Here is a 25,821-nt window from a genome sequence, read left to right on the forward strand (position 1 = left end):
GCTTGTGGAAACCCTCGCCACCGATCCGCAGGCGGCCGATCGCCTGAAGGCCGATCCCGGCCAGCTCAAGACGCTCGCGGCCGAGGCGGTTGCAACCGCCGATTCCGAAGAGCAGAGGCTCCTCGAAAGCCGTGGCATGGTGCTGGATGCCAATGTCTACAAGACGGTGGTCCAGATGCTTGGACTGAGCGTGATCCTGTCGGTGGTGTCCATCGCCGGCATCTCGATCTACACCATCTTTCAGTTCGGCAACGGCGCGAACCTGCAGGTGGCGATCCCGGACGGAATAGTGGCGCTGGCGTCGGCCTCCGTGGGGGCGCTGGCCGGACTGCTCACGCCCCTGGGCGGGCGGCGCTAGGCGCGCGTTCGGATCCGCCGCGCCAGGGGCAGCAGCACCACCGGCAGCAGGTAGATGGGAAACTGGGAGGCGGCCACGTAGAGCCAGGCCTCTGGCGGCAGCGTGGCGCCGGTGGCGGCGATCAGCACCGCGACGTTGCGGTGGCCGCCGGCAAAGCCCAGCATCAGCGCATCGCCCGGATCGACGGCGCGGAACACCAGCGCCGTCAGGCCGAAGCCGAGCAGCGAGACGGCGAAGGCCAGCGCCATCAGCCCGCCCATGAAGGCCGGCTCCGACAAGAAGGCTTCGGTCACGCCGTCCATGAGCCCCACAGCGAGCAGGCCGAGCAGCAGCACGTTGGCGCCATCGAGATGGGCGCCCATGGCGGCGACGCGCGGAACGCCGAGCAAGCGCCGCACGAGCAGGCCCGCGCCCATGGTGCCGCCGACCACCGCGGCAAGGCGCAGCGCCAGCGCCAGCGGATCAATGGCCAGCGCGCCGCCGGAGAAATGGAACACCAGCGCCGGTGCGGTCAGCGGGGTGAGCGCCATTCCGCCCAGCATCGCCACCAGCACCAGACGCGGATCGAGGCCGAGCAGCAGCGCGAAGGCCGGCGCGGACATGATGGGCGGCGCCGACGCCTGCATCACCAGCGCGAGGGGCACGGCACCCGCTTCGCCGAGGAACCGCAGGACTAGTCCCAACGCCAGCGGCAGAGCCACCATGATCCAGCCGATCGCAAGCGCCGCCACCCCCGCGCGCCGGGTGGTGAAGGCCCCGGCGAGGGAAATGCGCACGAAGGCGAGCACCAGCAGCGCCAGAATGGTCGGCACCACCAGCGGTTTCGCCAGCGCGGCGAGTTGCGGCAAGGCGAGGCCGACGAACACGCTCGCGGCAACCGCCGGCGCACTGCGGCGGCCGAGCGCGGCGAGGGCCCGGGCGGGCAGGGAGGAGGCGAGGGGGAACGGCATCGGAGATGCGCCTTCTAGCCGCTCGCAGGGCGGGAGGAAAGGCTGGCGCGCGGCCGGCTCTCTAGCCCCGGGGCCGCGTTCCGGGTAGCGTCCACGGGAAACCGGACGGACCCCTTGCCGAAGCGCCCCACCAAGCCTCCCCAGCGCCCCTCCAAGTCAAAGGCGGCCCAGACGGGCGACAAAACGCCTGCGCGAGCCCCGCGCGCGACCAAGTCGCGGGCCGCCCGCAAGGAGGCGGCGGCGCGCCATGCCCAGGCCGAGGCCCTCGTCGTCGCCCGTCACGCCACCGGCGCCATGCCGACGAAGGATCAGGTGCTGGCCTTCATCGCCTCCCAGAGCGGCGAGGTGGGAAAGCGCGAGATCGCGCGGGCCTTCGGCCTCGACGCCGCCCAGAAGATCGAGCTGAAGGCGCTGCTGCGCGACCTCGCCGAGGAGGGCACGGTCAGCCGCGAGCGCAAGCGCCTGCATGTGCCCGGCGCGCTGCCCGGGGTGGTGCTCGCCGACATCGTCTCGCGCGACGCCGACGGCGAGTTCATCGCGGTGCCGGTGGAATGGGATACGGAGGCGCAGGGCGAGGCGCCGCACATCCTCGTGCAGGTGCCGCGCGGCGGGTCGCGCCGCACATCGGGTCCCGCGCCCGGCCTGTCGGACCGGGTGCTGCTGCGCATCGTGGAAGGCTCCATCGAGCATGCGGTGCCGCATGTGGGCCGCGTCATCAAGGTGCTGGAGAAGGCCCGCCGGCAGGCCATGGGCATCTTCCGCGCCGCGCCGCCCGGCTCGCCCCAGAAGGGCGGAGGCCGGATCATCCCCATCGACAAGAAGCAGCTCGGCCGCGAACTCCAGGTGCCTCCGGGCGCCGAGCAGGACGCCGAGGACGGTGACCTCGTCACCGTGGAGCTGATGCGCCAGCGGGTCTTTGGCCTTCCCACCGCGCGGGTGAAGGAGCGGCTGGGCTCGCTGAAGTCTGAGAAGGCTGTGAGCCTCATCGCCATCCACGCCCACTCCATTCCCAACGTCTTTCCGGAGGCGGTGCTGAAGGAGGCGGAGGCGGCGAAGAAGATCACCGTGCGCGGCCGCGAGGACTGGCGCGACCTGCCGCTCGTCACCATCGACCCGCCCGACGCCAAGGACCATGACGACGCCGTCCACGCCGTGGCCGACGGCGACGGCGGCTTCATCGTCACGGTCGCCATCGCCGACGTGTCGGCCTATGTGCGGCCCGGCTCGGCGCTGGACCGCGAGGCGCTCATCCGCGGCAATTCGGTGTATTTCCCTGACCGCGTCGTGCCCATGCTGCCCGAGCGCATCTCCAACGATTTGTGCTCGCTGCGCCCGAAGGAGGACCGGCCGGCGCTGGCGGTGCGCATGCTCATCGGCGCCGACGGGCGCAAGCGCTCCCACAGCTTCCACCGTATCCTCATGCGCTCGGCGGCCAAGCTCGCCTATGCCCAGGCCCAGAATGCCATCGAGGGCCGCACCGATGACGTGACCGACCCGGTGCTCGAGGGCGTACTGAAGCCCCTCTATGCCGCCTATGCCTGCGTGAAGAAGGCGCGGGACGCCCGCCAGCCTTTGGACCTCGACTTGCCGGAGCGGAAGATCCTGCTGAAGCCCGACGGCACGGTGGACCGGGTGGTGGTGCCGGAACGCCTCGACGCGCACCGGCTGATCGAGGAGTTCATGATCCTCGCCAACGTCGCCGCCGCCGAGACGCTGGAAGAGCGGCGCACCCCGCTCATCTACCGCGTCCATGACGGTCCGACGCTGGCCAAGCTCTCCAACCTGCGCGACTTCCTCAAGACCCTCGACATTGCCCTGCCGAAGATCGACCAGGTGCGCCCGGCCCATTTCAACCGGATCCTCGCCGAGGTGAAGGACACGGACTCCGCGCCGCTGGTAAACCAGGTGATCCTGCGCAGCCAGAGTCAGGCGGAGTATGCGGCGGAGAATTACGGCCACTTTGGCCTCAACCTGCGCCGCTACGCCCATTTCACCTCGCCCATCCGCCGCTATGCCGACCTCGTGGTACATCGCGCCCTGGTGCGGGCCCTCGCCCTCGGCAAGGACGGGCTGCCCGAGGAGGCGACGGTGGAGAGCCTCGGCGAGGTGGCGGCCGCCATTTCCGTTACGGAACGTCGAGCCATGGCGGCCGAACGCGAGACGGTGGACCGCCTCATCGCCCATCACCTCGCGGATCAGATCGGCGCGACCTTCAACGGCCGCGTCACCGGGGCGACCAAGGCGGGACTCTTCGTCGCGCTCGACGTCACCGGCGCCGACGGCTTCATTCCTGCCTCAACCCTCGGGCAGGACTATTACCGCTTCGACGAGACCCGGCAGGCGCTGGTGGGCGACCGCACCGGCGAGATGCACCGCATCGGCGACCGGGTGGAGGTGAGGCTGGTGGAGGCGGCGCCGGTGGCCGGCGCGCTCCGGTTTGAGCTTCTGAGCGAAGGCTCCTATGTAAAGGGTCCGCGCGGCCGCCCCGGACCCTTGCGGCGGGGTGGTGCCGCGGGCCGGGCGGCAGGCCCGGGCCGCAGCGGTCCGCCCAAGGGCCCGGCGGGCTGGAACCGGTCCGGAAAGGGCAAGCCTGGCGGACGGCCGGGCAAGTAGGATCAAGCCCGCCGCGCGGCTGGGCGTCTGAAAGGTTGCGACGTGACGACGCCGACGAGCATGACGGTGACGAAGAAGCTGGGGCAGGCGGACGGCATCATCGCCGAAGCGCCGGCGGCGCCTTTGCCTGCCCGGCCGGTGCAGGGCGCGCTGATGCGCGGCGCCCGTTGCCTGTGCCCGGCCTGCGGCGCCGGCAGCCTGTTTTCCAGCTACCTCAAGGTAACTCCGTTCTGCGCCACGTGCGGCGAGGAGCTGTACCACCACCGGGCCGACGACGCGCCGCCCTATGCCGTGATCTTCGCGGTCGGCCATATCGTGGTGCCGCTGATGGTGCTGGTGGAGGAGATGTTCCGCCCCGATGTGTGGGTTCATCTCGTCCTGTGGCTGCCGCTCACGCTCATCCTGTCGCTGGTGCTGCTGCCGCCGCTCAAGGCCATGCTGGTGAACCTGCAATGGGCCTTGCGCATGCATGGCTTCGATCCCCTGAGCGCCGAGCGGGAGGCGCCTCCGGAAGGGGTGGTCCGGCCCGTGGTCCGCGCCGTTCGTCCCACCCGCTGAGACCCCATGACCGACCTTGCCACCCGCCTGACCAAGAGCGAGCGCCGTCAGGATTTCCCGAACGTCCGCCCCAGCGACGCCGCCACCCTGATCCTCATCGACCGCAAGGCGAAGAAGCCCCGCGTGCTCATGGGGCGGCGGCACCCCAAGCTCAAGTTCCTCCCCGGCGTGTTCGTCTTTCCCGGCGGCCGGCTGGAAAAGGCCGACCGGGCCATGCCCGTCTATGGCGTGCTCGATGCCGACAGCGAGCGGCGCCTGATGGCCAAGGTGCAGCGCCCGACGTTCAGCCGCGCCCGTGGCCTTGCCGCAGCGGCAATCCGCGAGATGTATGAGGAAACCGGCCTTCTGGTGGGCACGCGCGAGCTCGGCGCGCCGAGCGCGCCCTGCGACGAGTGGCGGGTGTTCGAGGAGCGCGGTGTGTTCCCCGATCTCGGCGCGCTGAGCTACGTTGCCCGGGCCATCACCCCGCCGCGCCGCCCGCGTCGCTTCGACACCCGGTTCTTCGCGGCCGATGCCGGCGCGGTCTGTGACGAGGTGCCGGGGCTGGTGGGTGAAAACTCCGAACTCATCGAGCTCGCCTGGCTCACCTTCGAGGAAACCGAGACGCAGGACCTTCCGGCCGTGACGCGCGTTGTGCTGGAGGAACTGGCCGGTCGCATCGACGCCGGCTTTGGTGCACACCTGCCGGTTCCGTTCTACGCCTGGCGCCACGGACGGTTCGTCCGCACCCTTCTGGACTGATACCGACACGATGCACGCTCCCGACAGGCCGCTCAGCCACATGAGCCGGACGGCCTCCATCACCGCCGCCATCTCCGCCATCACCGTGGTGGGGGTGGGGATCAGCCTCTCCATCCCGCTTCTGGCCCTCGAGCTGGAATCGCGCGGCATCTCCAGCTTCTGGATCGGCGTGAACACGGCCGTGGCCGGCGTCGCCACCATCGCCACCGCGCCGTTCGTGCCGCTGCTGGTGCGCAAGCTGGGCCTGCGGCCGCTGCTGGTGGGGGCCATCGTGCTCGCCGCGGCGAGCCTCGTGGGTTTCAAGGCGGCGCCGTCGTTCGTCCTGTGGTTTCCGCTGCGTTTCGCCTTTGGGGCGGCGCTGTGCATCCTGTTCGCGGTCTCCGAATTCTGGATCAATGCCCTGGCTCCGCCGGGACGGCGCGGGCTCATCATGGGCATCTACGCGACGGCGCTGTCCCTTGGGGCGGCGCTGGGCCCAACCATCCTCAGCGTGCTCGGCGCCTCAGGCTGGGCGCCCTATCTCGCCGGTGCCGTCGTGCTATTGGCCGGGGCGATCCCCATCCTGCTTGCCCACGGAATCACCCCGCGCATCCACAATGGCGACCACCACGGCGTGCTCACTTTTGTCCGGCGCTCGCCCTCGGCGGTGCTGGCGGCATTGGTGTTCGGCGCCATCGAGACTGCGGTGATGACCTTCCTCCCGCTCTATGGCCTGCGGTTGGGACTGACCGACACCAACGCGGCGCTGCTGCTGACCGCGGCGGTGCTGGGCAACGTCGCCTTCCAGATCCCGCTCGGCCTCATCAGCGACCGGGTGGATCGCCGCGTGCTGCTCCTCATCTGTTCGCTGGGGGGCGCGCTGGGGGCGTTGATCCTGCCGTTCGTGGAAGTCTCCAGCCCGCTGTTCCTGGGCATGATTTTCCTCTCCACCGGCGTCGTCGGCTCGCTTTATACCGTGGGGCTCGCCCATCTCGGCGAACGCTTCCACGGGGCGGATCTGGCTGCGGCGAATGCGGCCTTCGTGATGCTCTACTCGGTGGGCCTCATCGTCGGGCCGCCCGCAGCCGGCTTCGGCATGAAGCTCTACAACCCGTACGGCTTCGCCTTCGTCATCTTTGGCATCCTCGCCATGTATGCGTCCGTGGTGGCGGTGCGGCTGGCGATGCGCGGGCCGCGGGCGCCCTGAGCTGGCCTGGATGGGTTGCAGGCCTTGACATTGGCGGCGCGTTGGGAGAGTTTCCGCCCCCACGAGCCGCCGGGACCGGCAGCGCGTCCGTTCTTCTTTTCGCAACCTCAAGGTTTGCGTGACCTCGGGGTCCTCGCTCAACCGGACGGTCGCGCGCCGCACGCGGCACCCAGGGATCAAGACATGGCCAAGGCTGCTACCATCAAGATCAAGCTCCTGTCCTCGGCGGACACGGGCGTGTTCTACGTCACCAAGAAGAATTCCCGCACCAAGACCGACAAGCTGGTGCTGAAGAAGTACGACCCGGTCGCGCGCAAGCACGTCGAGTTCCGCGAGACCAAGATCAAGTGAGCCGCGGCGGCGCGTGATCCCCGACGGGGGGACGTGCCGCGCGATCGCCATGATTGCCGCCGAGAGTGGCCAGACTTCATCGTGACTGACGGGCGCCGCAAGGCGCCCTTCTTTTTTGCGCGAGAGGTCAGGAGTTTGCCGGGCCCCATCACGCGTCGACGCGTGATCCATCGGCCTTGAGTCTCGGACGGGAAGGCCGGACGAAGATCTGTAGCGCGATCGGAAGCGGCTAGCCGGCAGGGGTAGGATGGCCGGCGGGGAGCAAGCGGGGAGGCCTCCCGCAAAGCTCACCCACCGGCCAAACCCCACGGACCCAGGAGATGCGGCGGACCTGAGCACTCCGTAGGGTTGTCGGGAACCGGAAGACGCCAAAGCCCCGCATCCCGACGTGAGGAGGGGCCGGCATTCTTGTCGCGGCCGAGAGTGACCGCGCGTCTTCCGCTTCGCATCTGCAAGGCTTGAAGACTAGCACAACGCGCCGAAAGGGGAAGGCCGGCGATTCGCCCTGCGGACCTTCTCCCGGCTGCGAAGGGGCCCCTCAGCCGCCGGCGAACTGGCGCACCGTCTGGAGAAATTTCGCCACCGAGATGGGCTTGGAGAGATAGGCCTCACAGCCCCCGGCGCGGATCCGCTCCTCGTCGCCCTTCATGGCGAAGGCGGTCACTGCCACCACCGGAATGGCGCGCAGCTCGGGATCGGCCTTCAGCTTGCGCGTCACGTCGAGGCCGGAGATCTCGGGGAGCTGGATGTCCATGATGATGAGATCGGGACGGTTGGCGCGGGCGAGCTCCACCGCCTCCACCCCCGAGCGGGTTTCGACGGTCCGGTAGCCGTGCGCCTCCAGCAGGTCGTGGAAGAGCTTCATGTTGAGCTCGTTGTCCTCCACGATCATCACTGTCTTGGTCGTGCCTGTTGCGGCCATCGCCCGTCCCCCGACCCCCGCCTGCCCTTCGCAGCACGCTGCGAACGTGCTGGAATGCGAACGACAGCTAGACCCCAATCCTTGCGGAAGCGCAAATGCCCATTCAGGACAAACCGAGAGGCCTCAAGGCCCAGCGCGAGGCGGCGCAGGAGGTGGCGGTGGCGGCTCTCGCCTTCATCGCCGCCGACGGCGAGCGCCTGGTGCGATTCCTCGCCGAGACGGGCCTCAGCCCTGCCACCCTGCGGGAGGCGGCGGGCCGTCGCGATTTCGGCGCCGGTGTGCTCGCCTTCCTCATCTCCGATGAGCCCATGCTGCTCGCCTTCGCCGCCGAGAAGGGGCTGGAGCCGAAGCATGTGGTCGGCGCCCACGACATTCTCGCCCCGCCGGCGGATCCCGACGCCGCCTTGCGCCGGCCCATGTAGGGCACGGCTGTCGTGAGACAGGCGCGATGACGGGGCCCGGCTTCTGCCGCGACTGCCTGGCCGACGCCCCGAACGGCCTGCGCTGCTCAGCCTGCGGCAGCCCGCGGATCGCGCGCCATCCCGAGCTCGACACCCTCTCCATCGCCCACGTGGATTGCGACGCCTTCTACGCCGCGGTGGAGAAGCGCGACGACCCGAGCCTTGCCGACGTGCCGCTCATCATCGGGGGCGGCAAGCGGGGGGTCGTGTCGACGGCCTGCTACATCGCCCGCATCCACGGGGTCCGCTCGGCCATGCCCATGTTCAAGGCCCTGGCCCTGTGCCCGCAGGCTGTGGTGCTGAAGCCCAACATGGAGAAGTACGTCCGCGTCGGCCGCGAGGTGCGCGCCCGCATGCAGGCGCTGACCCCGCTGGTGGAGCCGCTCTCCATCGACGAGGCCTTCCTCGACCTGTCGGGGACGCAGGCGCTGCACGCCATGAGCCCGGCCCGCACCCTCGCGCGCTTTGCCCGAGACGTGGAGCGCGAGGTGGGCATCACCGTCTCGGTGGGTCTGGCGGCCAACAAATTCCTCGCCAAGATCGCCTCGGACCTCGACAAGCCCCGCGGCTTCTCGGTGCTGGGGCAGGCGGAGGCGGCGGATTTTCTGGCGCCGCGTCCGGTGACCTTCATCTGGGGCGTCGGCGCGGCCTTCGGCGGGCGGTTGGCGCGCGACGGCTTCGCCACCATTGGCGATCTCCAGCGGGCCGACCGGGCCGACCTCGCAAGGCGCTACGGGGCGGAAGGCCTGCGCCTGGCCCGGCTCGCCTTCGGCCTCGACACCCGCAAGGTGGAGCCGCGGCGCGAGGCGAAGAGCGTGTCGGCCGAGACCACCTTCGACAAGGACATCGCAGCCCTGCGGCCGCTGGAGCAGACCCTCTACGCCCTTGCCGAGGAGGTGAGCGAGCGGCTGAAGCGCGCCGACATCGCAGGCCGCTCGGTCACCTTGAAGCTGAAGACCGCCGATTTCCGCCTGCGCACCCGATCGCGGACCTTGGAGGCGCCCACCTGCCTGGCGGCGCGCATCCATGCGGCGGCCCACGAGCTGCTGGTGAAGGAGACGGACGGCACGGCGTTCCGCCTGATCGGCGTCGGCGTCTCCGACCTCGGCCCCATTGCCGATGCCGACCCGGCGGACCTGGTGGACACCACCACCCAGCGGCTCAAGGCGACGGAGGCGGCCATGGACAGCCTGCGGGCGAAATTCGGCAGGGCTGCCGTCTCACGGGGCATCCTGCTCGACGCGACGACCGACCGGCGCAACCGCAAACGCTGAAGGCGCTGGTCTAACGCGACACCGAGGCGCGATAGACGTAGCCGCGCTTGTCGGCGGAGGCGACCTCACACCAGGTCTTGCAGGAATAGAGCTTCACCTTGGTGCCGGCGGCGAGCGTGCCGATGGCCGAGGCGGAGCGGCGCGGGCCGGAGCGCAGCGTCACCGCCGAGCGGATGCGGGCGGAGCGTGCGTCGTCGTCATCGTCGTTCGCCGGCGTCATCTTCGACGGCCGCGGCGTCGGCAGGGGCACGGCGTCCTCAAGCGGCTCCACGTCCGCGAGGGCAACCGTGGTCGGCGCGGCAGCCGCCTCCTCCGGCTCGTCGCCCGCAAGGGGCTCGAGGAAGGCGGGGCGGGCGAAGTCGGCATCGGTGGGGCCGGCATCGACCGGCGCGGCGGCCGGGCCGGCAACGGGCGTGGCAGCCGCCGTGGACGCAGCGGCGGGACTGACGGGCCTGGCCGACGCGTCCCCGGCGGAGCCCAGGATGGACGCGACTTTCATGGCAGACTGGGTGTGAACGGCGTCGGCGATCGGCCGCGGCCGGGGTGCCGGGGCCGGCGTGGGCGCCGCGACGGTGATGCCGGGACCACCGGGGGTGACCAGATGAAATGCCAGCACGCCGCCCATGCCGAGGATCATGACGGCGGCGGAGACGCCCAGCACCCGCCACAGCAGGAGGCCCTCGGACGCCTTGCGCACGGACGGACGGCGGGCCCGCTCCGCCGCGCCAGAGCGGGAGGGGAGGGTGGGGCGATGGTCCTGCGCGTGATCGCGGGGCGTCTCGACGCGGTCGGCATCCAGCCTTACGGCATCCATGCGCCGTGCGGCCACATAGGTGGCGGCATAAGCCGAGCCTTGCGGGTTTGGGGATTTCGAAGCCGGGGATTTGGTCGCGGGGGATGTCGGCGCCTGCCGCGCCGGAGCGTATTTTGCGGCGTATTTGGCCGGCGAAGGCTGGGCCGCGGCGGGAGCGGAAGGTCGGGCGTCGGGTCGCGCCCCAGCCGTGGGGGCACCGTCCATCCGCTTGGGATTGAACTCGACCACGTCCGGCCGCGGCGCCTGCGCGTAATCGCGCGGATCGCCCTCGAATTCGTTCCGTCTGCGCGCCGCGTGTCCAAGGCGAGCCATGGATTTCACCTCCCCGTCGGACCGCGAGCGCCAGTTCTGGCGCGGGGCCGAGGCTGAAAACCAGAGCGGGGGGACCATCCCTTCCTGACGATCCCGGCCGAACTCCTTCCATTCGCCGGCGCACATCGCCGACATGACCGCATAAAGCGGCGCGGAGACTGACCGCGAAATGCGGCCGTTATTTGCCCTTGCGGCATCCCGCTCAGCTTACCGGCACGCGCCAGCGAATCAAGCGCGCGTCGATCTTCGGGCCCCGCGCTCGGCCCGTGCGATCCATGTCATCGCACCACGGTCGAACGCACGTCGCATTGTTCCATTTCAAGGGTGCAAATTGCCTTACCGGCGCGCATGATTGCTGAAACACAGCGGGGGCTGGCATGTTCGATCCGACGACGCTCGTGGGCTTTCACACCTGGCTCAGCCTGATCGCCATTGTGCTTGGCATACCGGTAACCCTCGCGCTGATGCGCGGCGGCATGGCGGGGCCGGCCCTTACGGGCGCCTTCCTCGGTCTCGCCTTTCTCACCAGCGCCACCGGATATCTCTTTCCTTTCAATGGGCTGAAGCCGTCGCACGTGGTCGGGGGCATCGCCATCGCGGTGCTGGCGGTGGCGGCCTATGCGCTCTATGGGGCGGCCCGGGCCGGGGTCTGGCGCGGGATCTATGCCGGCACGGCGGTGGCGAGCCTCTATCTTCTGGTATTCGTCGCGGTGGCGCAGGCGTTCGCCAAGGTGCCGGCGCTGGCCGCCGCCGCGCCCACCCAATCGGAGCCGCCGTTCGCCATCGCGCAGGCGATCGTGCTGGCGCTGTTCGTCTGGTTCGGCTTCGTCGCGGTGCGCAGCCGCCCGGTCACCCGCCTGCCGGCCTGAGACGTCAGCGGCCGTCCGCGTGCCACCACGTGTCGGGCAGGGTGCCGTAGAGGGCGGCCCGCTTGGGCCGCTCGATCCGTGTCCAGCGGGCGAGCCACTGGCCGGGGGTGTGGAAGAGGGGCACCGCATAGGCGCCGGAGATCAGCACCCGGTCCAGCGCCCGCACGGCGGCGATGTAGTCCTCCTCCTCCCGCGCGGCCAGCAGGGCAGCGATGGCCGCGTCCACCGCCGGCGACTTCACGCCCATGTAGTTGCGCGTGCCCGGCGTGTCGGCGGCGGCCGAGCCGAAATAGAAGGCCTGCTCGTTGCCGGGCGACAGGGACTGGCCCCAGGCATAGGGGATCATGTCGAAGTCGAAGGCACCGCGTCGGGCATCAAACTGCACCGCGTCCACGATGCGCACCGCGAGGCTTATGCCCGCGCGCTTCAGCTGCGCCTGCCAGGCGAGGGCGAGGCGCTCCTGGTCGCGCGTCACCACCATCAGCTCGAAGGCGAACGGGCGTCCGCTGGCGGCCTCCACGAGGGCGCCCTTGCGCAGCACGAAGCCGGCGGCCTCCAGCAGGCCGAGGGCGCCCTTGAGGCGGGTGCGGTCGCGGCCGGAGCCGTCGGACACCGGCGGGCGATAGGTGCCGGCGAGCACGTCGGGCACCACCGAGCCGGGGAAGGGGGCAAGCAGAGCCCGCTCGCGCGCATCGGCGCTCCGACCGGTGCTGGCGAGCTCGGAGCCCTCGAAGAAGCTCGCGGTGCGGCGGTAGAGGCCATGGTAGAAATTGCGGTCCAGCCACTCGAAATCGAACAGCTCGATCAGCGCCTGCCGCACCCGGATGTCGGCGAAGAGCGGGCGGCGGGTGTTGAATACGAAGGCGGAATAGGGCTTGGGCGTGCCGGTGGGGATCATCTCCTTCACCACCTCGCCCGAGCGCACGGCGGGGAAGTCGTAGCCGGTCTCCCAGCGGCCCGGATCGCCCTCGAAACGGGCATCCACCAGGCCCTTGCGGAAGGCCTCGAACTCGCTGTTGGCGTCGCGGAAATAGATGTAGTCGAGCCGCTCGAAATTATAGAGCCCGCGGTTGAAGGCGAGGTTCCGGCCCCAATAGTCGGGATTGCGCGTCAGCGTCACCGTCGCACCCGCATTGACCTGCGCCACCCGATACGGCCCGGAGCCGAGCAGGGGCGTGAGCGAGGTTTCCTCGAATCGCTCCCGTTCGGTGGCCGTCTGCGAGAACACCGGCAGCAGCCCCATGATGAGCGGCAGTTCCGGGTCCGGCTCGGTGAAGGTGAAGCGCACCCGGTGCGCGTCCGGCGCCTCCGCCCTAGCGACCTTGCCATAATAGAGCCGGTGGTTGGGGCGGCCGGCGTCACGCATCAGCGCGAAGGAAAAAATCACGTCCGCGCTGGTCAGCGGGCTGCCGTCGGAAAAGCGCGCGGCGGGATCGAGCTCAAATTCCACGTAGGAGCGCGCGGCATCGGTGGAGACCGTGCGGGCGATGAGCGGATAGAGGGTGAAGGGCTCGTCGAGGGAGCGCGCCATCAGGCTCTCGGTCACCGACCCGCGCAGGAAGAGCGGTGCGGAACCCTTGACGATGAAGGGGTTGAGGCTGTCGAAGGTGCCGAGCAGCGACAGAGTGAGGCGCCCGCCCTGCGGTGCGTCCGGGTTGGCATAGGGCAAGGCGGTGAAGTCCGGGGCGAGGTCCGGCGCCCCGCGCATGGAGATGGCCGGGGCTCTGTCGAGCGCCTGCGCGGCGGAGGGTCCGACCGCGGCCAGCCAGAGCGCAGCCGGCAGCAGCAGGCAGGACGCCCGCCGCAATCTCAGGCTGCAGAAGGATTTCATGGACCCCGTCCCCGCTTCGCGCCGCCCCCGGCCCAGCTTGGGCTGCCGCCGGTTCATGAAAGGTGTGGGCGCGCACGAGGTGTGGATCGGCGTGCCGTAGCGGCACGAATTCGCGCAATCCGCTGGCCGCGCCGTTAGTTGGCCGTATTCGTCCGCAAGGTAGCACACGTCGCCCGATATGAAGCCGCTGTCCGGTTCCGTCACCTTCTCGCCTTAATTGGGCTTGAGAGAGCCGGTGTCCGAGAGGGGGGCGGGGCGCTCCGGCGTGCGCATGCGCGCGGGCGGGCTGGAGCCCGGCGGCTGAGACGACAGGAAAGGCCACAATGACCAAGACCCAATCCATCGCGCGTCTATCGGCCTCTGTCGCCGCGACGCTCATCACCGTGGCGCTCGCCGGGCCGGCCTTTGCCCAGGCCCAGCCGCAGCCCGCCGCACCCGCCGCCAAGCCTGCGGCGCCGGCCGCCAAGCCCGCCGCGCCTGCGGCCGCTCCGGCCAAGCCGGCCGCGCAGGCGCCCGCCGCCCCGGCTGCCGGTGCTCCGCAGCAGGCCCAGCCCGGTCAGCCCCAGGGTGAGCAGGACGTGAAGTTCTCCGCCTCGCCGTGGCAGAAGATCTGCCAGGAGATCCCCGAGCGGAAGAAGCAGGTCTGCGTTCTGACCCAGGTGCTCGGCGTCGAGAACCAGGCCATCGCCAAGGTCGACATCATCGAGCTTCAGGACGAGCCGAAGAAGCGCGTCAACATCTCGGTGCCGCTCGGCATGCGCCTCCAGCCCGGCCTGCGCATCACCCTGGACAAGGATCCGGTGAACATCCCCTTCGTGCTGTGCCAGCCCATCCAGGGCGGCGGCGCCACCTGCATCGGCGACCTGGAAGTGGACGGCGCCTTCGTCGCCAAGTTCCGCAAGGCCAATGCCGTCTATCTGCAGATGGTGAACGGCACCGGCCGCACGCTCTCCCTGCCCATCTCCAACGCCGATTTCGGCAAGGCCTATGACGGCCCGGGCATGGACGCCAAGGTGGCGCTCGAGCAGGAGCGCAAGCGGATGGAAGAGGCGCGCGCCGCCCAGCAGCAGCAGGAAGAGCAGAGCAAGGCGGCCCTCCTCAAGAAGGGCCAGGAGCTGGAGCGCGCCAAGCAGGGCGGCCAGTGATCCTCAGGTAATCGGGAGAGGGCTCCAGCCCCTCTCCCCAGCAAAAAGGGCCGGCTGATGCAGCCGGCCCTTTTTTGTATCTGCCCGGGTTCGGATGAAGCGAGCCCCAGATGCCTACACGCGCCGCCGCGAACCCCGCGGACGCGAACGTCCGGCGAAACGCCTGCGACTCAGTGCACCAGATCGGGCCGCACCCGCCAGCCGCCGGCGCCATCGTCGGACAAGGCCTCGGTCACCTTGGGGTGGCGCACCGGCTCTTCCGAGAGATCACGCTCGAGATTCTGCTCGGAGACGTAGGCGACGTATTCGCTGTCCGCATTCTCGGCGAGCAGGTGGTAGAAGGGCTGGTCCTTGTGGGGGCGGATCTCCTCGGGAATGGAGAGCCACCATTCCTCGGTGTTGTCGAACACCGGATCCACGTCGAACACCACGCCCCGGAAGGGGAAGTGCTTGTGGCGCACCACCTCGCCGATGCGAAACTTCGCCTGCCTCATGCCGGACCCGAGGTCCGCCGCCGCCGGCGGCAGCCGCTCGCCGGGGGTCCCGTCGAGCACTGGCGCGGCGCCGGCGGGCTTTGCGTGCGCTTTCTCCTGACTTGCCATATCCCGCCTCATCCTGTTCCTGTCCGGTCCCGGACGGCGCCGCGGCACCCGTCACCGCGGACGATCGTTACCCAAGTGTCTCACAATCCGTAGGCTTTGCCCATTTCCGGATCCTTGGCTGCGACAATGCGGGCGAGATCGACGATCACCTTGGCCTGCTTCCAGGTGGCGTCGTCCTGCATCTTGCCGTCGATCATCACCGCGCCCGCACCGTCCGGCATGGCTTCCAGGATCTTGAGGGCGAACGACACTTCGCCCGGATCGGGGGAGAACACGCGCTTGGCGATCTCGATCTGGGTCGGGTGCAGCGACCAGGCGCCGACGCAGCCCTGGAGGAAGGCGTTGCGGAACTGGCTCTCGCAGGCGGCGAGGTCCGCGAAGTCGCCGAACGGGCCGTAGAAAGGCTTGATGCCGTTGGCGGCGCAGGCGTCCACCATCTTGCCGACGGTATAATGCCACAGGTCCTGCTGGTAGCCGACGCGCGGCTTGTCGCCGTCGGGATCGGCCAGCACCTTGTAGTCGGGATGCCCGCCGCCGACGCGGGTGGTCTTCATGGCGCGGGATGCGGCAAGGTCGGCCGGGCCGAGGCTCATGCCGTGCATGCGCGGGGAGGCGCTGGCGATCTCCTCCACATTCTTCACGCCCTCGGCGGTCTCGAGGATGGCGTGGATGAGGATGGGCTTCTCGATGGAATGGCGCGCCTCCAACTGGGCGAGCAGCTGGTCGAGGTAGTGGATGTCCCACGCGCCTTCCACCTTGGGCAGCATGATGACGTCGAGCTTGTTGCCGATCTCGCTCACCGTCTCGACGATATCGTCCAGCACCCACGGGCTGTTGAGGCAGTTGATGCGGGTCCACAGGCCGGTCGAGCCGAAATCGGTGGCCTTGGCCATCTCGATGAAGCCCTTGCGCGCCGCCTCCTTGGCGTCGGACGGGATGGCGTCCTCCAGATTGCCCAGCACCACGTCCACCTGCTTGGCGATGTCCGGCACCTTGGCGCGCATCTTCTCCAGGTGCGGCGGCACGAAATGGATCATCCGTTCCAGCCGCACCGGCAGCTCGCGGTAAGGTGCGGGTGCGCCGATGGCGAGCGGCTTGAAGAATTGGCGCGGCAGCTTCATGTGTCCCCCGAACGTTCATGCGGCCGGCCGGTGCCAGCCGCAGGACTTCTTGATTGCAATGCAGCATAGCTCGCCTCCCGGTGCAACTTGACCCGCGCCGGAACCGAGCGACCCACGACAGCAGGTGAGCGAGAGCCGATGATCTCCAGACGCCGTGCACTCCTAGGGCTCGCCAGCTTCGGCCTCGCCGCCGCTCCTTCCCTCGCCAGTGGTCCGGCCGCGGCCCGGGATTTCTGGGGCGAGGCCATGCCGGGCCAGCCCACGGATTTCCTGTTCGGCTACGGCACCCTCATCAGCGAGCCGTCGCGCACCGCCACCTCGGGCCGCCGGGTGAGCGCGGTGCCGGCGCGCATCTCGTCCCGCTTCGGCCTGATCCGCGGCTTCGTGGCGCGCGGGCATGGCGGGGTGGGCTTCACCGCCCTCGGCCTGCGCCCCCCGCGGGCGGGAGAGGCGGCGTCCAGCATCAACGGCGTGATATTCCCCGTGGCGGGCGCCGACGAGATGGCGGCGTTCGACCGGCGCGAATCGGGTTACGACCGCGTGGAGCTGGACCCCGCCCTCGTCGAGCCCGTCGGCTGGCAGGGCCTGCCGCGGGGCGGGCGGGTCTGGATCTACCAGCCGCGGGCACGGCGCGATGCCGGCGAAGGGTCGGACGTGGCGGATGCCGACTATCCCCTGGTGCAGTCCTATGTGGACGTGGTGCTCCAGGGCGCGCTGGCGGAGGGGCCGGCCTTCGCGCGCGAACTGATCGAGACGTCGTTCGACTGGAGCCCCTTCTGGCTCAACGACCGCCCCATCCCGCGCCGGCCCTGGGCGGAGACCGAGGACGCCGGGGCCATCGACCGCCTGCTCGCCACGGTGGAGCCGGCGGCGAGCCAGTTCCGCAACCGCCTCTATCCCGAGCTCTACGCCGCCCGTCACCTCATGGCCGCCCAGCCGGCGGTGCCCCGCTGAGGCACACGCCATGGCTTTTCATCGCGCGCCCGCCTGACTAGGAAGGGGCGGTGGCGCGTTGCCTCCTCCGTCCTGACCTTCGGCCCCCATGAGCGACCTTTTCGGCCTCGCCTTTCCCTTCTTCGGCCTGATCTTCCTCGGCTATTTCTGCGGCCGCCGGGTTCGGCTGCCGGAGGCCGGGCTGGCGTGGCTGTCCTTCTTCATCATCTATGTGGCCCTGCCAGCGCTGTTCTATCGCATCGTGGCGCAGACGCCGTTCCACGAACTGGCAAACCCGGCCTTCATCCTTGCGGTGGTCGCCTCCACCGCGACCACGGCGATGGTCGCCCTCGGCATCGGCCTGTGGGCGCGGCGGGGCAATATCGGCGAGGCGGCCATCGCCACCACCGTCGGCGCTTATGCCAATGTGGGATACATGGGGCCGGGCCTCACCCTCGCCGCGCTCGGCGCCCAGGCGGCGACGCCGGCGGCCCTCATCTTCGCCTGTGACAGCGTCTTCTTCTTCACTTTGGTGCCGCTGCTGATGGCCATGCGCGGCAAGGGGGAGAGCCTTCTCCACACGTTCGGCCTCATCGCCAAGCGGGTACTGACCCATCCCTTCAACATCGCCACGCTGCTGGGGGTGCTGGCCGCGGCCATCGAGTTCCGCGAGCCGGACGCGCTCTCACGCATGCTGGATTTCCTGAAGAATGCCGCCGCCCCTTGCGCGCTCTTCACTCTGGGGGTCACGGTGGCGCTGCGGCCGCTCACCCGCGTGCCGGTGGAGCTCGGGCCGCTCCTCGCGCTGAAGCTCCTCGTCCACCCGGCCATCGCCCTTGTCAGCCTGTCGCTGTTCGGGCCCTTCTCCCCCGTATGGGCGCAGACGCTGCTGCTGATGGCGGCGCTGCCGCCCGCCCTCAACGCCTTCGTGCTGGCGCGGCAGTACCATGTGTTCGTGGAGGAGGCCTCCACAGCGGTGCTGCTCGGCACCCTGTCGTCGGTGGTGACGGTGACGCTGATGCTCTATCTGCTGCGCGAGCAGCTCATTCCGCTCTCGCTGCTGCCCTGAGCCAAGCGCCTCAGGCCGCCCGCTCGCCGATGCCGAGGCGCATCAGCTTGCGCCGGAGGGGGCCGACGCGGTCCAGCAGATAGAGGCCGAAGCCGCGCACCCCCTGCACCGGCACGAGATCGGACAGGAGCGAGCGGTTGAGCAGGTCCACCGCCGTCATCCGGCCGGAGATGTCGCGCTTGCGGTGGGCGGCATAGCGCTCCAGCACCGTTGCGCTGCCGGGGTCGCGGCCGGCGGCGACGGCGCCCGCCACGATCTCCACCAGGGCTCCGGCATCGCGCAGGCCAAGGTTGAGACCCTGGGCGCCGATGGGCGGCATCACGTGGGCGGCCTCGCTCACCAGGGCGACGCGCTCGCCCACCAAAGTCTCTGCCGTCTCAGCCGCCAGCGGGAAGGCGCCGCGCCCGCCCACCATCTCGAATCGTCCCAGGACGGACGAGGCGCGCGCCTCGAGCTCCCGCGCCAGCGCGGCATCGTCGAGGCCAAGGAGGCGCACGGCCTCCCGGTCGGTCACGACGCAGACGATGGACGAGCGGTCGCCCGGCAGGGGGACCAGTGTGAAAGGGCCGCTTTCGGTGTGGAATTCGGTGGACGTGTCTTCGTGCGGGCGGGTGTGGCGCACGGTGGCGGTGAAGGCGACCTGCGGATAGGCGCGGGTGCGCATGGTGATGCCCGCCGCCGTGCGCACCGTGGACTGGCGCCCGTCCGCCCCGACCACCAGGCGGGCGCGCAGGGTGTGGCCGTCGGCGAGGTGCAGGGTCGCGGCCTCGCCGGAAAGATCGAGCCGCTCCAGCGCCGTGCGGGCGATATGCAGGCCGCTCTGCTCCATGGCGGCGGCGAGCAGGCTCTCGCGAAGGGCGTCGTTCTCGATGTTGTATCCGAAGGCCTCAAGGCCGATCTCGGCGGAGCGGAACGTCACCTCGGGCGCGCGCACCAGCCGGCGGGTGGCGTCGGCGATGCGCATGTCGCGCAGCGGCGCGGCGCGCTCGGCGATGAGCGACCACAGGCCGAAGCCTTCCAGGATGCGCACCGAGCCTTCCAGCAGCGCCGTGGTGCGGTGGTCGGCGCCGCGGTCGGGGCCGGTGACGAGGGCGGTCGACACGCCCCGGCCGGCGAGAGCGATGGCGGTGGCAAGGCCGGCGGGACCTGCGCCCACCACGACCACCTCATGCAAGCCGTCGTGCTCCATCGCCTTCTCCTCGCCTCGTGCGCACCGCGGACACTAGAGCCTGCAGCCGGCCCGGGAAAGCGCACCGGTGCCGCGCCCTGTCGCGCCCGATCGTGATGTTGCAACGCCGGCACGCCCGCTCCGTTTCCCCGCCGCCGGCCATGGGCCGGGTTGCGGCTTCACCGGATTTGCTCATTCTTCGGCCGATTGCTGGGAGACGTTCGGAATGTTCGACTGGATTGCCTCGCCCGAGGCCTGGGCCGCTCTGGTCACCCTGACCGCCATGGAGATCGTGCTCGGCATCGACAATGTGGTGTTCATCTCGCTGGTGGTGCAGCGCCTGCCGCCGGCGCAGGCGCTGCGAGCGCGGCAGGTGGGCCTTTCCGCCGCCCTCGGCCTGCGAATCGCGCTCCTCTTCGCCCTCAGCTGGCTCATCGGCCTCCAGCAGTCGTTGTTCAGCGCCTTCGGGCACGACTTCTCCTGGCGCGACATCATCCTCATCGGCGGCGGCGCCTTCCTCATCGCCAAGGCGACGCGGGAGATGCACGGCGCGCTGGAAGGCGAGGACGAGGCCGGCGCCGACGATGGCGCCGGGGGCCTCGGCCAGAAGGCCTTCATGTCCATCGTGGCGCAGGTGATACTGCTCGACCTCGTCTTCTCGGTGGATTCGATCCTCACGGCCATCGGCATGGCCGAGCACCTCGCCATCATGGTACTGGCGGTCATCATCGCCGTGTGCATCATGTTCGTGGCCTCGGGGCCGCTCTCGGCCTTCATCGCCGCCCATCCCACCACCAAGATGCTGGCGCTCGCCTTCCTGGTGCTGATCGGCGTGACGCTGGTGGCCGACGGCTTCGGCGCGCACATCTCCAAGGGCTACATCTATGCCGCCATGGCCTTCTCGGTGATGGTGGAGGTTCTGAATGTCGCCGCCGCCGGCCGCCGCCGGCGCCGGGTCGAAGCGACGCGGCGGGGAGGCGGTTGATGACGGACGGGACATTCAAGGACGACGCATTCAAGGACAGTGTGCTCGTGGTCACCGGCGGCAGCCGGGGCATCGGCGCGGCGTGCGTCCGGCGGGCGGCAGCGGCGGGCTATGGCCGCATCGTCATCAACTACACCCGCGACAAGGCTGCCGCCGACCAGGTCGCGGCGGAGGCCGGCGCGCTGGGCGCACAGGTGCTGGTGGTGCAGGGCGACATGGCGGTCGAGGCCGACATCGCCCGCCTGTTCGCGGAGACCGACGCCCGGTTCGGTCCACTTACCCATCTCGTCAACAACGCCGGCATCACCGGCCTTGCCGGGCCGTTCGCCGACGCCGATCCGGCGGAGATGGCGCGCGTCATCGACCTCAACGTCACCGGCGCGATTCGCGTCGCGCAGCAGGCGGTGCGGCGCATGGCGAAGAGCCGCGGCGGGGCTGGGGGCGCCATCGTCAACATCTCGTCCATGGCGGCGGCGCTGGGCTCGCCCGGTGAATATGTGTGGTACGCCGCGAGCAAGGGCGCCATCGACAGCTTCACCCTCGGCCTTGGCCGCGAGGTGGCGCGCGACGGCATCCGCGTCAATGCGGTGGCCCCGGGCCTCATCGCCACCGACATCCACGATGCGAGCGGCGTGGCGGGACGCCTGGAGCGCCTCGCCCCCACCGTCCCGGCGGGCCGCGCGGGCACGGCGGAGGAGGTGGCGCAGGCGGTGCTGTTCCTGCTCTCCGAGGCGGCGAGCTATACCGCCGGCGCGGTGCTCAAGGTGTCCGGCGGGCGCTGAGCGCGCTTGCGGGGCGGGGGCCGCGCCCTATGATCGCCGCAACGAGGGACGCAACAGGGTGGCGACAGATGGTCCACGCGGTTCAGGTGCATCAGACGGGCGGTCCCGAGGTGCTGACCTATGAAGAGGTCCAGGTCCCGGCGCCGGGGCCGGGGCAGGTGCAGGTCCGCCAGACGGCCATCGGTCTCAATTTCATCGACGTCTATTTCCGCACCGGGCTCTACAAGGCCGCCGGCTCGCCCTTCATCCCCGGCAACGAGGGTGCCGGCGTGGTTGAGGCGGTGGGCCCCGACGTGAACGACTTCCACCCCGGCGACCGGGTGGCCTATGCCATGGCCATCGGCGCCTATGCCGAGGTGCGCAACGTGCCGGCCGCCGTGCTGCTGCACCTCCCGGCCTCCATCGACGAGCGCACCGCCGCGGCGATGATGCTGAAGGGCATGACGGCGCAGTATCTCGTGCGCCGCACCCACCACATCAAGCCGGGCGACACCATCCTCGTGCAGGCGGCGGCCGGCGGCGTCGGGCTCATCCTGTGCCAGTGGGCGAAGCATCTCGGCGCCACCGTCATCGGCACGGTGGGCTCCAAGGACAAGGCGGAGCTCGCCCTCTCCCACGGCTGCGACGAGGTCATCCTCTACCGCGACGAGGATTTCGTGCACCGGGTGAAGGAGATCACCTCCGGCAAGCTGTGCGACGTGGTCTATGACGGCGTTGGGCAGGCGACCTATCCCGCCTCCCTCGATTGCCTGAAGCCCCTCGGCCTGTGGGTGAGCTTCGGCAACGCCTCGGGCGCCATCAAGAATTTCGACCTTCTGCTGCTGTCGCAGAAGGGCTCGCTGTTCGCCACGCGCCCCACCCTTGGCACCTTCGTGGCCAAGCGGGCTGACCTCGTCGCCACCGCCAACGACCTGTTCGAGGCGGTGCTGACCGGGGCGGTGAAGATCCCCATCCACCAGACCTACGCCCTGAAGGACGTGCAGAAGGCGCATCGCGACCTTGAAGGCCGCGGCACCACCGGCACCACCCTCCTGCTGCCCTGAACCCCCGAGCCCTCGCCGTCGGGAGAGGGAGCAGGGCCGCTCTATGGGGGAGGGGCGCCGGCGACCATGGCTTGCGCAACCCGCCCTCCGGCATGATATCTACCCAACAACAAGGATGGAGCGGGCGCCCCGGGCCTGCTTCGCCGTGCTGCGACGGATCGTTCCGGCCATGATGCGCCAATACGAACTCGTCGAGCGCGTTCGACGGTATAATCCCAACACCGACGAGGCGCTGCTCGACCGCGCCTATGTGTATGCCATGCGCGCGCATGGCAGCCAGCTGCGCGCGTCCGGCGACCCGTATTTCTCCCACCCGCTCGAAGTCGCGGCCATCCTGACCGACCTCAAGCTCGACGATTCCACCATCGTCGCGGCGCTGCTGCACGACACCATCGAGGACACCAGCGCCACCCGCGCGGAGATCGAGCGCCTGTTCGGTAAGCAGATCGCGACGCTGGTGGAGGGCCTCACCAAGATCAAGAAGCTCGACCTCGTCTCCAAGCAGGCCAAGCAGGCGGAGAACCTTCGCAAGCTCCTCCTCGCCATCGCCGACGACGTGCGCGTGCTGCTGGTGAAGCTCGCCGACCGCCTCCACAACATGCGAACCCTGAAGTGGGTGCCGCCGGAGAAACGCGACCGCGTCGCCCAGGAAACCCTCGACATCTACGCCCCCCTCGCGGGCCGGATGGGCATGCAGGACATGCGCGAGGAACTGGAGGACCTGTCCTTCCGCCAGCTGTCGCCGGAGGCCTACGAGAGCATCGCCACCCGCGTGTCGGAGCTGCGGCAGGGCAACGGCCCGCTGGTGCAGGAGATCGAGCGCGAACTCGCCGAGGAGCTCCAGCGGCGCGGCATCAGCGCCGACGTGAAGGGGCGCGAGAAGCGGATCTATTCCATCTGGGGCAAGATGGAGCGCAAGGCCATCGGCTTCGAGCAATTGTCCGATCTCTACGGCTTCCGCGTCATCGTCTCCTCGGTGGAGGACTGCTACCGCGCGCTCGGCGTCATCCACACCAAGTGGGCCATCGTGCCAGGTCGCTTCAAGGACTACATCTCGACCCCCAAGCCCAACGACTACCGCTCGCTGCACACCACCGTGGTGGGACCGCGCCGCCAGCGGGTCGAAATGCAGATCCGCACCCGCGACATGGAGGAGATCGCCGAATACGGCATCGCCGCCCATGCTCTCTACAAGGACGCCTCCGGCGCGCCGGGGGAGATGCTCTCCCACGAGAGCAGCGCCTACGCCTGGCTGCGCAAGACCATCGAGAACCTGTCCCAGGGCCTCTCGCCCGAGGAGTTCCTGGAGCACACCAAGCTCGAGCTGTTCCACGACCAGGTCTTCTGCTTCACCCCCAAGGGCCGGCTCATCGCCCTGCCGCGCAAGGCGACGCCCATCGACTTCGCCTATGCCGTCCACACCGACGTGGGCAACACCGCTGTGGGCTGCAAGATCAACGGCTCCATCGCGCCTTTGGTGTCGGAGCTGAAGAACGGTGACGAGGTGGAGATCATCACCTCCAAGGCCCAGACCCCGCCGGGGGCGTGGGAGACCATCGCCGTCACCGGCAAGGCGCGGGCCGCCGTGCGCCGTGCCACCCGCGCCGCGGTGCGTGCGCAATATGCCGGCCTCGGCCGCAAGATCACCGAGCGCGCCTTCAAGCGCGCCGGCTGGCCCTTCTCCGAGGAGGCGGTGGTGAAGGCGACGCCAAGGCTCGCCCGCACCTCGGCGGAGGACGTCTTCGCCGCCATCGGCCGCGGCGAGATCAAGACCGACGACGTCATCCGCGCCATCCATCCCGACTGGGTGCCGCCGCGCCCCGAGGAGCGCGAGCGGCCCACCAACGGCGAAGGCTGGTTCGAGCTGAAGCGCGGCCATAACCTGAAGTTCAAGATTCCGGAAGGCGCGCGGCCGGAGCGGCTGGACGCCATCCCCATCCGCGGCATCAATGGCGATCTGCCGGTGCGCTTCGCCCCCGAGGGCGGGGCGGTGCCGGGCGACCGCATCGTCGGCATCCTCACCCCCGGCGAGGGCATCACCATCTACCCGATCCAGTCCGCCTCGCTGCAGAATTTCGAGGACGCGCCCGAGCGCTGGCTCGACGTGCGCTGGGACGTGGACGAACTGTCCGAAGGCCGCTTCCCGGCGCGCATCACCGTCACCGCCCGCAACGCCCCCGGCTCGCTGGCGCAGGTGGCGAGCGCCATCGGCGATCGGGGCGGCAACATCGAGGGGCTGCAGATGCACGCCCGCTCGGCCGATTTCCACGAGATGGTGATCGACATCGAGGTGTTCGACCTGCGTCACCTCAACAACATCATGGCGGACCTCAAGGGCCGCGACGTGGTCTCGCAGGTGGAGCGCGTCAACGGCTGAGGCCGGCGCGAGAGGAGCGGACAGCATGGCGGGGATCAAGCCGGTGCGGCTCGGGGTGAACGTGGACCATGTGGCCACCGTGCGGAACGCGCGCGGCGGCATCCATCCCGACCCGGTGCGCGCCGCCGCCCTTGCCCGTGCCGCCGGGGCCGACGGCATCACCGCGCACCTGCGCGAAGATCGCCGCCACATCCGCGATGCCGACATGGCGCGGCTGAAGGCGGAGGTGGATCTGCCGCTGAATTTCGAGATGGCGGCCACCGACGAGATGGTGGCCATCGCCGAGACGATCCGCCCGAATGCCTGCTGCCTCGTGCCCGAGCGGCGCGAGGAGCGCACCACCGAGGGTGGGCTCGACGCCGCCGGGCAGGCGGGTGAGCTCGCGCCGCGCATCGCCCGGCTCAAGGCCGCGGGCATCCGCGTCTCGCTCTTCATCGCCGCCGAGGAGCGCCAGATCGCGGCGGCCCGGGCGCTCGGCGCCGACATCGTGGAGCTGCACACCGGCGCCTGGTGCGACGCCGTCGCCGAGGGCCGGCAGGGGGCCGCAGACGCCGAGTTCGCCCGGCTTCAGGCCGGTGCGCGACAGGCCGCGGGCCTCGGCCTCGAAGTCCATGCCGGGCACGGGCTCGATTTCGAGACCGCCGCGCAGATCGCCGCCTTCCCCGAGATCGTGGAGCTCAACATCGGTCATTTCCTCGTCGGCGAGGCCATCTTTATCGGGCTGGAGGCGGCCATCGACACCATGCGGGCGGCCATCGCGGCGGGCCGGAAAGCCGCCAGCGGGGGTGCCGCCGCATGATCCTCGGCATCGGCTCGGACTTCTCGGACGCCCGGCGCATCGCCCGCGCCATCGAGCGCTTCGGCGACCGCTTCCTCGACCGGGTGTTCACGCCGCTGGAGCGCGCCAAGGCGGATCGGCGCAAGCTGCGCGCCGAGACCTACGCCAAGCGCTTCGCCGCCAAGGAGGCCTGCGCCAAGGCGCTGGGCACCGGGCTCAGCCACGGCGTGTTCTGGCGCGACATGGGCGTGGTGAACCTGCCCACCGGCCAGCCGACCCTGGTGCTCACCGGCGGCGCGGCCCGGCGTCTCGCCTCCCTCGTCCCCGAGGGCTACGAGCCGCGCATCCACCTCTCGCTGACCGACGAGGGACCGCTGACAGCGGCCCATGTCATCATCTCGGCGGTGCCCCGTACCGCCGCCTGACGCTGGAGGAGGCTCCGGCCGCGCGTTGCCCGCGGGCGGGGAAGCCTCTATAGGGGCACGCTGACCTCGTGGAGGCGGGGCGCCCCGGGGCGACACCTCCTCAGTTTCGGCGCAGTTTGTCTTACGCTGCGCCTCATTTTTGAAACCTGGACA

The 25,821-nt window shown here is 69.9% G+C and carries 25 protein-coding genes; 18 read left to right on the forward strand and 7 right to left on the reverse strand.

Translation table 11 applies throughout. The annotated features are described in order from the left end of the window. Window positions 1-4 precede the first annotated feature (4 nt). Window positions 5-358, forward strand: a complete 354-nt coding sequence (locus tag ABLE93_RS05530) for a hypothetical protein (protein ID WP_348838526.1) — start codon at window positions 5-7, stop codon at window positions 356-358. Here the strand turns inward: ABLE93_RS05530 and ABLE93_RS05535 are convergent. Beyond that, window positions 355-1,308 (reverse strand): hypothetical protein, encoded by a 954-nt coding sequence (locus ABLE93_RS05535; RefSeq protein ID WP_348838527.1) that lies wholly within the window; start codon window positions 1,306-1,308, stop codon window positions 355-357. The genes ABLE93_RS05530 and ABLE93_RS05535 overlap by 4 nt on opposite strands. A gap of 294 nt (window positions 1,309-1,602) precedes the next feature. Here ABLE93_RS05535 and rnr point away from each other — a divergent pair, with 294 nt between their 5' ends. From rnr to rpmG, 5 genes are all read left to right on the forward strand, one after another. After that, window positions 1,603-3,921 carry a ribonuclease R gene (rnr, locus tag ABLE93_RS05540; protein ID WP_348839324.1) on the forward strand — a complete coding sequence of 773 codons (2,319 nt, stop codon included), beginning with the start codon at window positions 1,603-1,605 and terminating at the stop codon, window positions 3,919-3,921. Window positions 3,922-3,963: 42 nt separating this feature from the next. Further along, on the forward strand, window positions 3,964-4,479 hold the full coding sequence (locus ABLE93_RS05545) for a DUF983 domain-containing protein (RefSeq protein WP_348838528.1): 516 nt from the start codon (window positions 3,964-3,966) through the stop codon (window positions 4,477-4,479). Between the two features lie 6 nt (window positions 4,480-4,485). Then, window positions 4,486-5,220: an NUDIX hydrolase gene (locus tag ABLE93_RS05550; RefSeq protein WP_348838530.1), complete on the forward strand. Its 735-nt coding sequence runs from the start codon at window positions 4,486-4,488 to the stop codon at window positions 5,218-5,220. A 10-nt stretch (window positions 5,221-5,230) separates the two neighbouring features. Continuing rightward, window positions 5,231-6,406, forward strand: a complete 1,176-nt coding sequence (locus ABLE93_RS05555; RefSeq protein WP_510182979.1) for an MFS transporter — start codon at window positions 5,231-5,233, stop codon at window positions 6,404-6,406. Between the two features lie 183 nt (window positions 6,407-6,589). Further along, window positions 6,590-6,757, forward strand: a complete 168-nt coding sequence (gene rpmG, locus ABLE93_RS05560; RefSeq protein WP_203192095.1) for a 50S ribosomal protein L33 — start codon at window positions 6,590-6,592, stop codon at window positions 6,755-6,757. A 538-nt stretch (window positions 6,758-7,295) separates the two neighbouring features. Here rpmG and ABLE93_RS05565 read toward each other — a convergent pair. Then, entirely contained in the window at window positions 7,296-7,679 is a 384-nt protein-coding gene (locus tag ABLE93_RS05565) for a response regulator (RefSeq protein ID WP_348838532.1), read from the reverse strand. 95 nt (window positions 7,680-7,774) lie between these two features. Between ABLE93_RS05565 and ABLE93_RS05570 the strand changes: the two genes are divergently transcribed. Beyond that, on the forward strand, window positions 7,775-8,101 hold the full coding sequence (locus ABLE93_RS05570; protein WP_348838534.1) for a DUF3572 domain-containing protein: 327 nt from the start codon (window positions 7,775-7,777) through the stop codon (window positions 8,099-8,101). A 26-nt stretch (window positions 8,102-8,127) separates the two neighbouring features. Next, window positions 8,128-9,414, forward strand: coding sequence for a DNA polymerase IV (locus ABLE93_RS05575; RefSeq protein ID WP_348838535.1), 1,287 nt, complete (start codon window positions 8,128-8,130; stop codon window positions 9,412-9,414). Between the two features lie 10 nt (window positions 9,415-9,424). Here ABLE93_RS05575 and ABLE93_RS05580 read toward each other — a convergent pair whose 3' ends face one another. Beyond that, a complete protein-coding gene (locus ABLE93_RS05580) occupies window positions 9,425-10,540 on the reverse strand; it encodes an SH3 domain-containing protein (protein ID WP_348838536.1) in 1,116 nt (371 codons plus the stop codon). A 377-nt stretch (window positions 10,541-10,917) separates the two neighbouring features. On the opposite strand from ABLE93_RS05580, the gene ABLE93_RS05585 reads away from it, so the two are divergent. Beyond that, window positions 10,918-11,409 (forward strand): hypothetical protein, encoded by a 492-nt coding sequence (locus ABLE93_RS05585; RefSeq protein WP_348838537.1) that lies wholly within the window; start codon window positions 10,918-10,920, stop codon window positions 11,407-11,409. Window positions 11,410-11,413: 4 nt separating this feature from the next. On the opposite strand, the gene ABLE93_RS05590 is transcribed toward ABLE93_RS05585, so the two are convergent. Further along, complete coding sequence (locus tag ABLE93_RS05590) at window positions 11,414-13,240, reverse strand: extracellular solute-binding protein (protein WP_510182980.1); 1,827 nt, start codon at window positions 13,238-13,240, stop codon at window positions 11,414-11,416. Window positions 13,241-13,563: 323 nt separating this feature from the next. Here ABLE93_RS05590 and ABLE93_RS05595 point away from each other — a divergent pair, with 323 nt between their 5' ends. Further along, window positions 13,564-14,385: an invasion associated locus B family protein gene (locus ABLE93_RS05595; protein WP_348838538.1), complete on the forward strand. Its 822-nt coding sequence runs from the start codon at window positions 13,564-13,566 to the stop codon at window positions 14,383-14,385. Window positions 14,386-14,555: 170 nt separating this feature from the next. On the opposite strand, the gene hspQ is transcribed toward ABLE93_RS05595, so the two are convergent. Both hspQ and ABLE93_RS05605 read right to left on the reverse strand, forming a co-directional pair. Next, window positions 14,556-14,879 carry a heat shock protein HspQ gene (gene hspQ, locus ABLE93_RS05600; RefSeq protein ID WP_348839327.1) on the reverse strand — a complete coding sequence of 108 codons (324 nt, stop codon included), beginning with the start codon at window positions 14,877-14,879 and terminating at the stop codon, window positions 14,556-14,558. Window positions 14,880-15,067: 188 nt separating this feature from the next. Then, the gene (locus ABLE93_RS05605; RefSeq protein ID WP_348838539.1) at window positions 15,068-16,108 is read right to left on the reverse strand and encodes an HpcH/HpaI aldolase/citrate lyase family protein; all 1,041 of its coding nucleotides are present in this window, start codon (window positions 16,106-16,108) and stop codon (window positions 15,068-15,070) included. 138 nt (window positions 16,109-16,246) lie between these two features. Here ABLE93_RS05605 and ABLE93_RS05610 point away from each other — a divergent pair, with 138 nt between their 5' ends. Both ABLE93_RS05610 and ABLE93_RS05615 read left to right on the forward strand, forming a co-directional pair. Continuing rightward, complete coding sequence (locus ABLE93_RS05610; protein ID WP_348838540.1) at window positions 16,247-17,062, forward strand: gamma-glutamylcyclotransferase family protein; 816 nt, start codon at window positions 16,247-16,249, stop codon at window positions 17,060-17,062. 88 nt (window positions 17,063-17,150) lie between these two features. Beyond that, window positions 17,151-18,110, forward strand: a complete 960-nt coding sequence (locus ABLE93_RS05615) for an AEC family transporter (protein WP_348838541.1) — start codon at window positions 17,151-17,153, stop codon at window positions 18,108-18,110. A gap of 10 nt (window positions 18,111-18,120) precedes the next feature. Here the strand turns inward: ABLE93_RS05615 and ABLE93_RS05620 are convergent, their stop codons facing one another. Then, window positions 18,121-19,299: a UbiH/UbiF family hydroxylase gene (locus ABLE93_RS05620; RefSeq protein WP_348838542.1), complete on the reverse strand. Its 1,179-nt coding sequence runs from the start codon at window positions 19,297-19,299 to the stop codon at window positions 18,121-18,123. 205 nt (window positions 19,300-19,504) lie between these two features. Here ABLE93_RS05620 and ABLE93_RS05625 point away from each other — a divergent pair, with 205 nt between their 5' ends. From ABLE93_RS05625 to acpS, 6 genes are all read left to right on the forward strand, one after another. Further along, window positions 19,505-20,263, forward strand: a complete 759-nt coding sequence (locus tag ABLE93_RS05625) for a TerC family protein (RefSeq protein ID WP_348838544.1) — start codon at window positions 19,505-19,507, stop codon at window positions 20,261-20,263. Continuing rightward, on the forward strand, window positions 20,263-21,045 hold the full coding sequence (locus tag ABLE93_RS05630; RefSeq protein ID WP_348838546.1) for an SDR family oxidoreductase: 783 nt from the start codon (window positions 20,263-20,265) through the stop codon (window positions 21,043-21,045). The genes ABLE93_RS05625 and ABLE93_RS05630 overlap by 1 nt, the downstream gene beginning before the upstream one ends. 68 nt (window positions 21,046-21,113) lie before the next feature. Further along, window positions 21,114-22,088: a quinone oxidoreductase family protein gene (locus ABLE93_RS05635; RefSeq protein ID WP_348838549.1), complete on the forward strand. Its 975-nt coding sequence runs from the start codon at window positions 21,114-21,116 to the stop codon at window positions 22,086-22,088. A gap of 169 nt (window positions 22,089-22,257) precedes the next feature. Then, window positions 22,258-24,465, forward strand: coding sequence for a RelA/SpoT family protein (locus ABLE93_RS05640; protein WP_348838550.1), 2,208 nt, complete (start codon window positions 22,258-22,260; stop codon window positions 24,463-24,465). Window positions 24,466-24,490: 25 nt separating this feature from the next. Next, window positions 24,491-25,264 carry a pyridoxine 5'-phosphate synthase gene (locus ABLE93_RS05645; RefSeq protein ID WP_348838551.1) on the forward strand — a complete coding sequence of 258 codons (774 nt, stop codon included), beginning with the start codon at window positions 24,491-24,493 and terminating at the stop codon, window positions 25,262-25,264. Further along, window positions 25,261-25,668 (forward strand): holo-ACP synthase, encoded by a 408-nt coding sequence (gene acpS, locus ABLE93_RS05650; protein ID WP_348838552.1) that lies wholly within the window; start codon window positions 25,261-25,263, stop codon window positions 25,666-25,668. Before ABLE93_RS05645 ends, acpS begins: the two co-directional genes overlap by 4 nt. The last annotated feature ends 153 nt before the right edge of the window (window positions 25,669-25,821 follow it).

It is taken from the genome of Xanthobacter pollutisoli, assembly GCF_040044995.1.
Lineage (GTDB): Bacteria > Pseudomonadota > Alphaproteobacteria > Rhizobiales > Xanthobacteraceae > Xanthobacter.

Bases quoted from the DNA above. Each gene is read 5' to 3' on its own strand.
- ABLE93_RS05605 (WP_348838539.1), bottom strand. From the start codon at position 16,108: ATGAAGCTGCCGCGCCAATTCTTCAAGCCGCTCGCCATCGGCGCACCC.
- ABLE93_RS05580 (WP_348838536.1), bottom strand. From the start codon at position 10,540: ATGGCTCGCCTTGGACACGCGGCGCGCAGACGGAACGAATTCGAGGGC.
- ABLE93_RS05590 (WP_510182980.1), bottom strand. From the start codon at position 13,240: ATGAAATCCTTCTGCAGCCTGAGATTGCGGCGGGCGTCCTGCCTGCTG.
- ABLE93_RS05630 (WP_348838546.1), top strand. From the start codon at position 20,263: ATGACGGACGGGACATTCAAGGACGACGCATTCAAGGACAGTGTGCTC.
- ABLE93_RS05625 (WP_348838544.1), top strand. From the start codon at position 19,505: ATGTTCGACTGGATTGCCTCGCCCGAGGCCTGGGCCGCTCTGGTCACC.
- acpS (WP_348838552.1), top strand. From the start codon at position 25,261: ATGATCCTCGGCATCGGCTCGGACTTCTCGGACGCCCGGCGCATCGCC.
- ABLE93_RS05575 (WP_348838535.1), top strand. From the start codon at position 8,128: ATGACGGGGCCCGGCTTCTGCCGCGACTGCCTGGCCGACGCCCCGAAC.
- ABLE93_RS05645 (WP_348838551.1), top strand. From the start codon at position 24,491: ATGGCGGGGATCAAGCCGGTGCGGCTCGGGGTGAACGTGGACCATGTG.
- hspQ (WP_348839327.1), bottom strand. From the start codon at position 14,879: ATGAGGCAGGCGAAGTTTCGCATCGGCGAGGTGGTGCGCCACAAGCAC.
- rnr (WP_348839324.1), top strand. From the start codon at position 1,603: ATGCCGACGAAGGATCAGGTGCTGGCCTTCATCGCCTCCCAGAGCGGC.
- ABLE93_RS05585 (WP_348838537.1), top strand. From the start codon at position 10,918: ATGTTCGATCCGACGACGCTCGTGGGCTTTCACACCTGGCTCAGCCTG.
- ABLE93_RS05595 (WP_348838538.1), top strand. From the start codon at position 13,564: ATGACCAAGACCCAATCCATCGCGCGTCTATCGGCCTCTGTCGCCGCG.
- ABLE93_RS05610 (WP_348838540.1), top strand. From the start codon at position 16,247: ATGATCTCCAGACGCCGTGCACTCCTAGGGCTCGCCAGCTTCGGCCTC.
- ABLE93_RS05635 (WP_348838549.1), top strand. From the start codon at position 21,114: ATGGTCCACGCGGTTCAGGTGCATCAGACGGGCGGTCCCGAGGTGCTG.
- ABLE93_RS05570 (WP_348838534.1), top strand. From the start codon at position 7,775: ATGCCCATTCAGGACAAACCGAGAGGCCTCAAGGCCCAGCGCGAGGCG.
- rpmG (WP_203192095.1), top strand. From the start codon at position 6,590: ATGGCCAAGGCTGCTACCATCAAGATCAAGCTCCTGTCCTCGGCGGAC.
- ABLE93_RS05615 (WP_348838541.1), top strand. From the start codon at position 17,151: ATGAGCGACCTTTTCGGCCTCGCCTTTCCCTTCTTCGGCCTGATCTTC.
- ABLE93_RS05535 (WP_348838527.1), bottom strand. From the start codon at position 1,308: ATGCCGTTCCCCCTCGCCTCCTCCCTGCCCGCCCGGGCCCTCGCCGCG.
- ABLE93_RS05565 (WP_348838532.1), bottom strand. From the start codon at position 7,679: ATGGCCGCAACAGGCACGACCAAGACAGTGATGATCGTGGAGGACAAC.
- ABLE93_RS05550 (WP_348838530.1), top strand. From the start codon at position 4,486: ATGACCGACCTTGCCACCCGCCTGACCAAGAGCGAGCGCCGTCAGGAT.
- ABLE93_RS05640 (WP_348838550.1), top strand. From the start codon at position 22,258: ATGATGCGCCAATACGAACTCGTCGAGCGCGTTCGACGGTATAATCCC.
- ABLE93_RS05555 (WP_510182979.1), top strand. From the start codon at position 5,231: ATGCACGCTCCCGACAGGCCGCTCAGCCACATGAGCCGGACGGCCTCC.
- ABLE93_RS05620 (WP_348838542.1), bottom strand. From the start codon at position 19,299: ATGGAGCACGACGGCTTGCATGAGGTGGTCGTGGTGGGCGCAGGTCCC.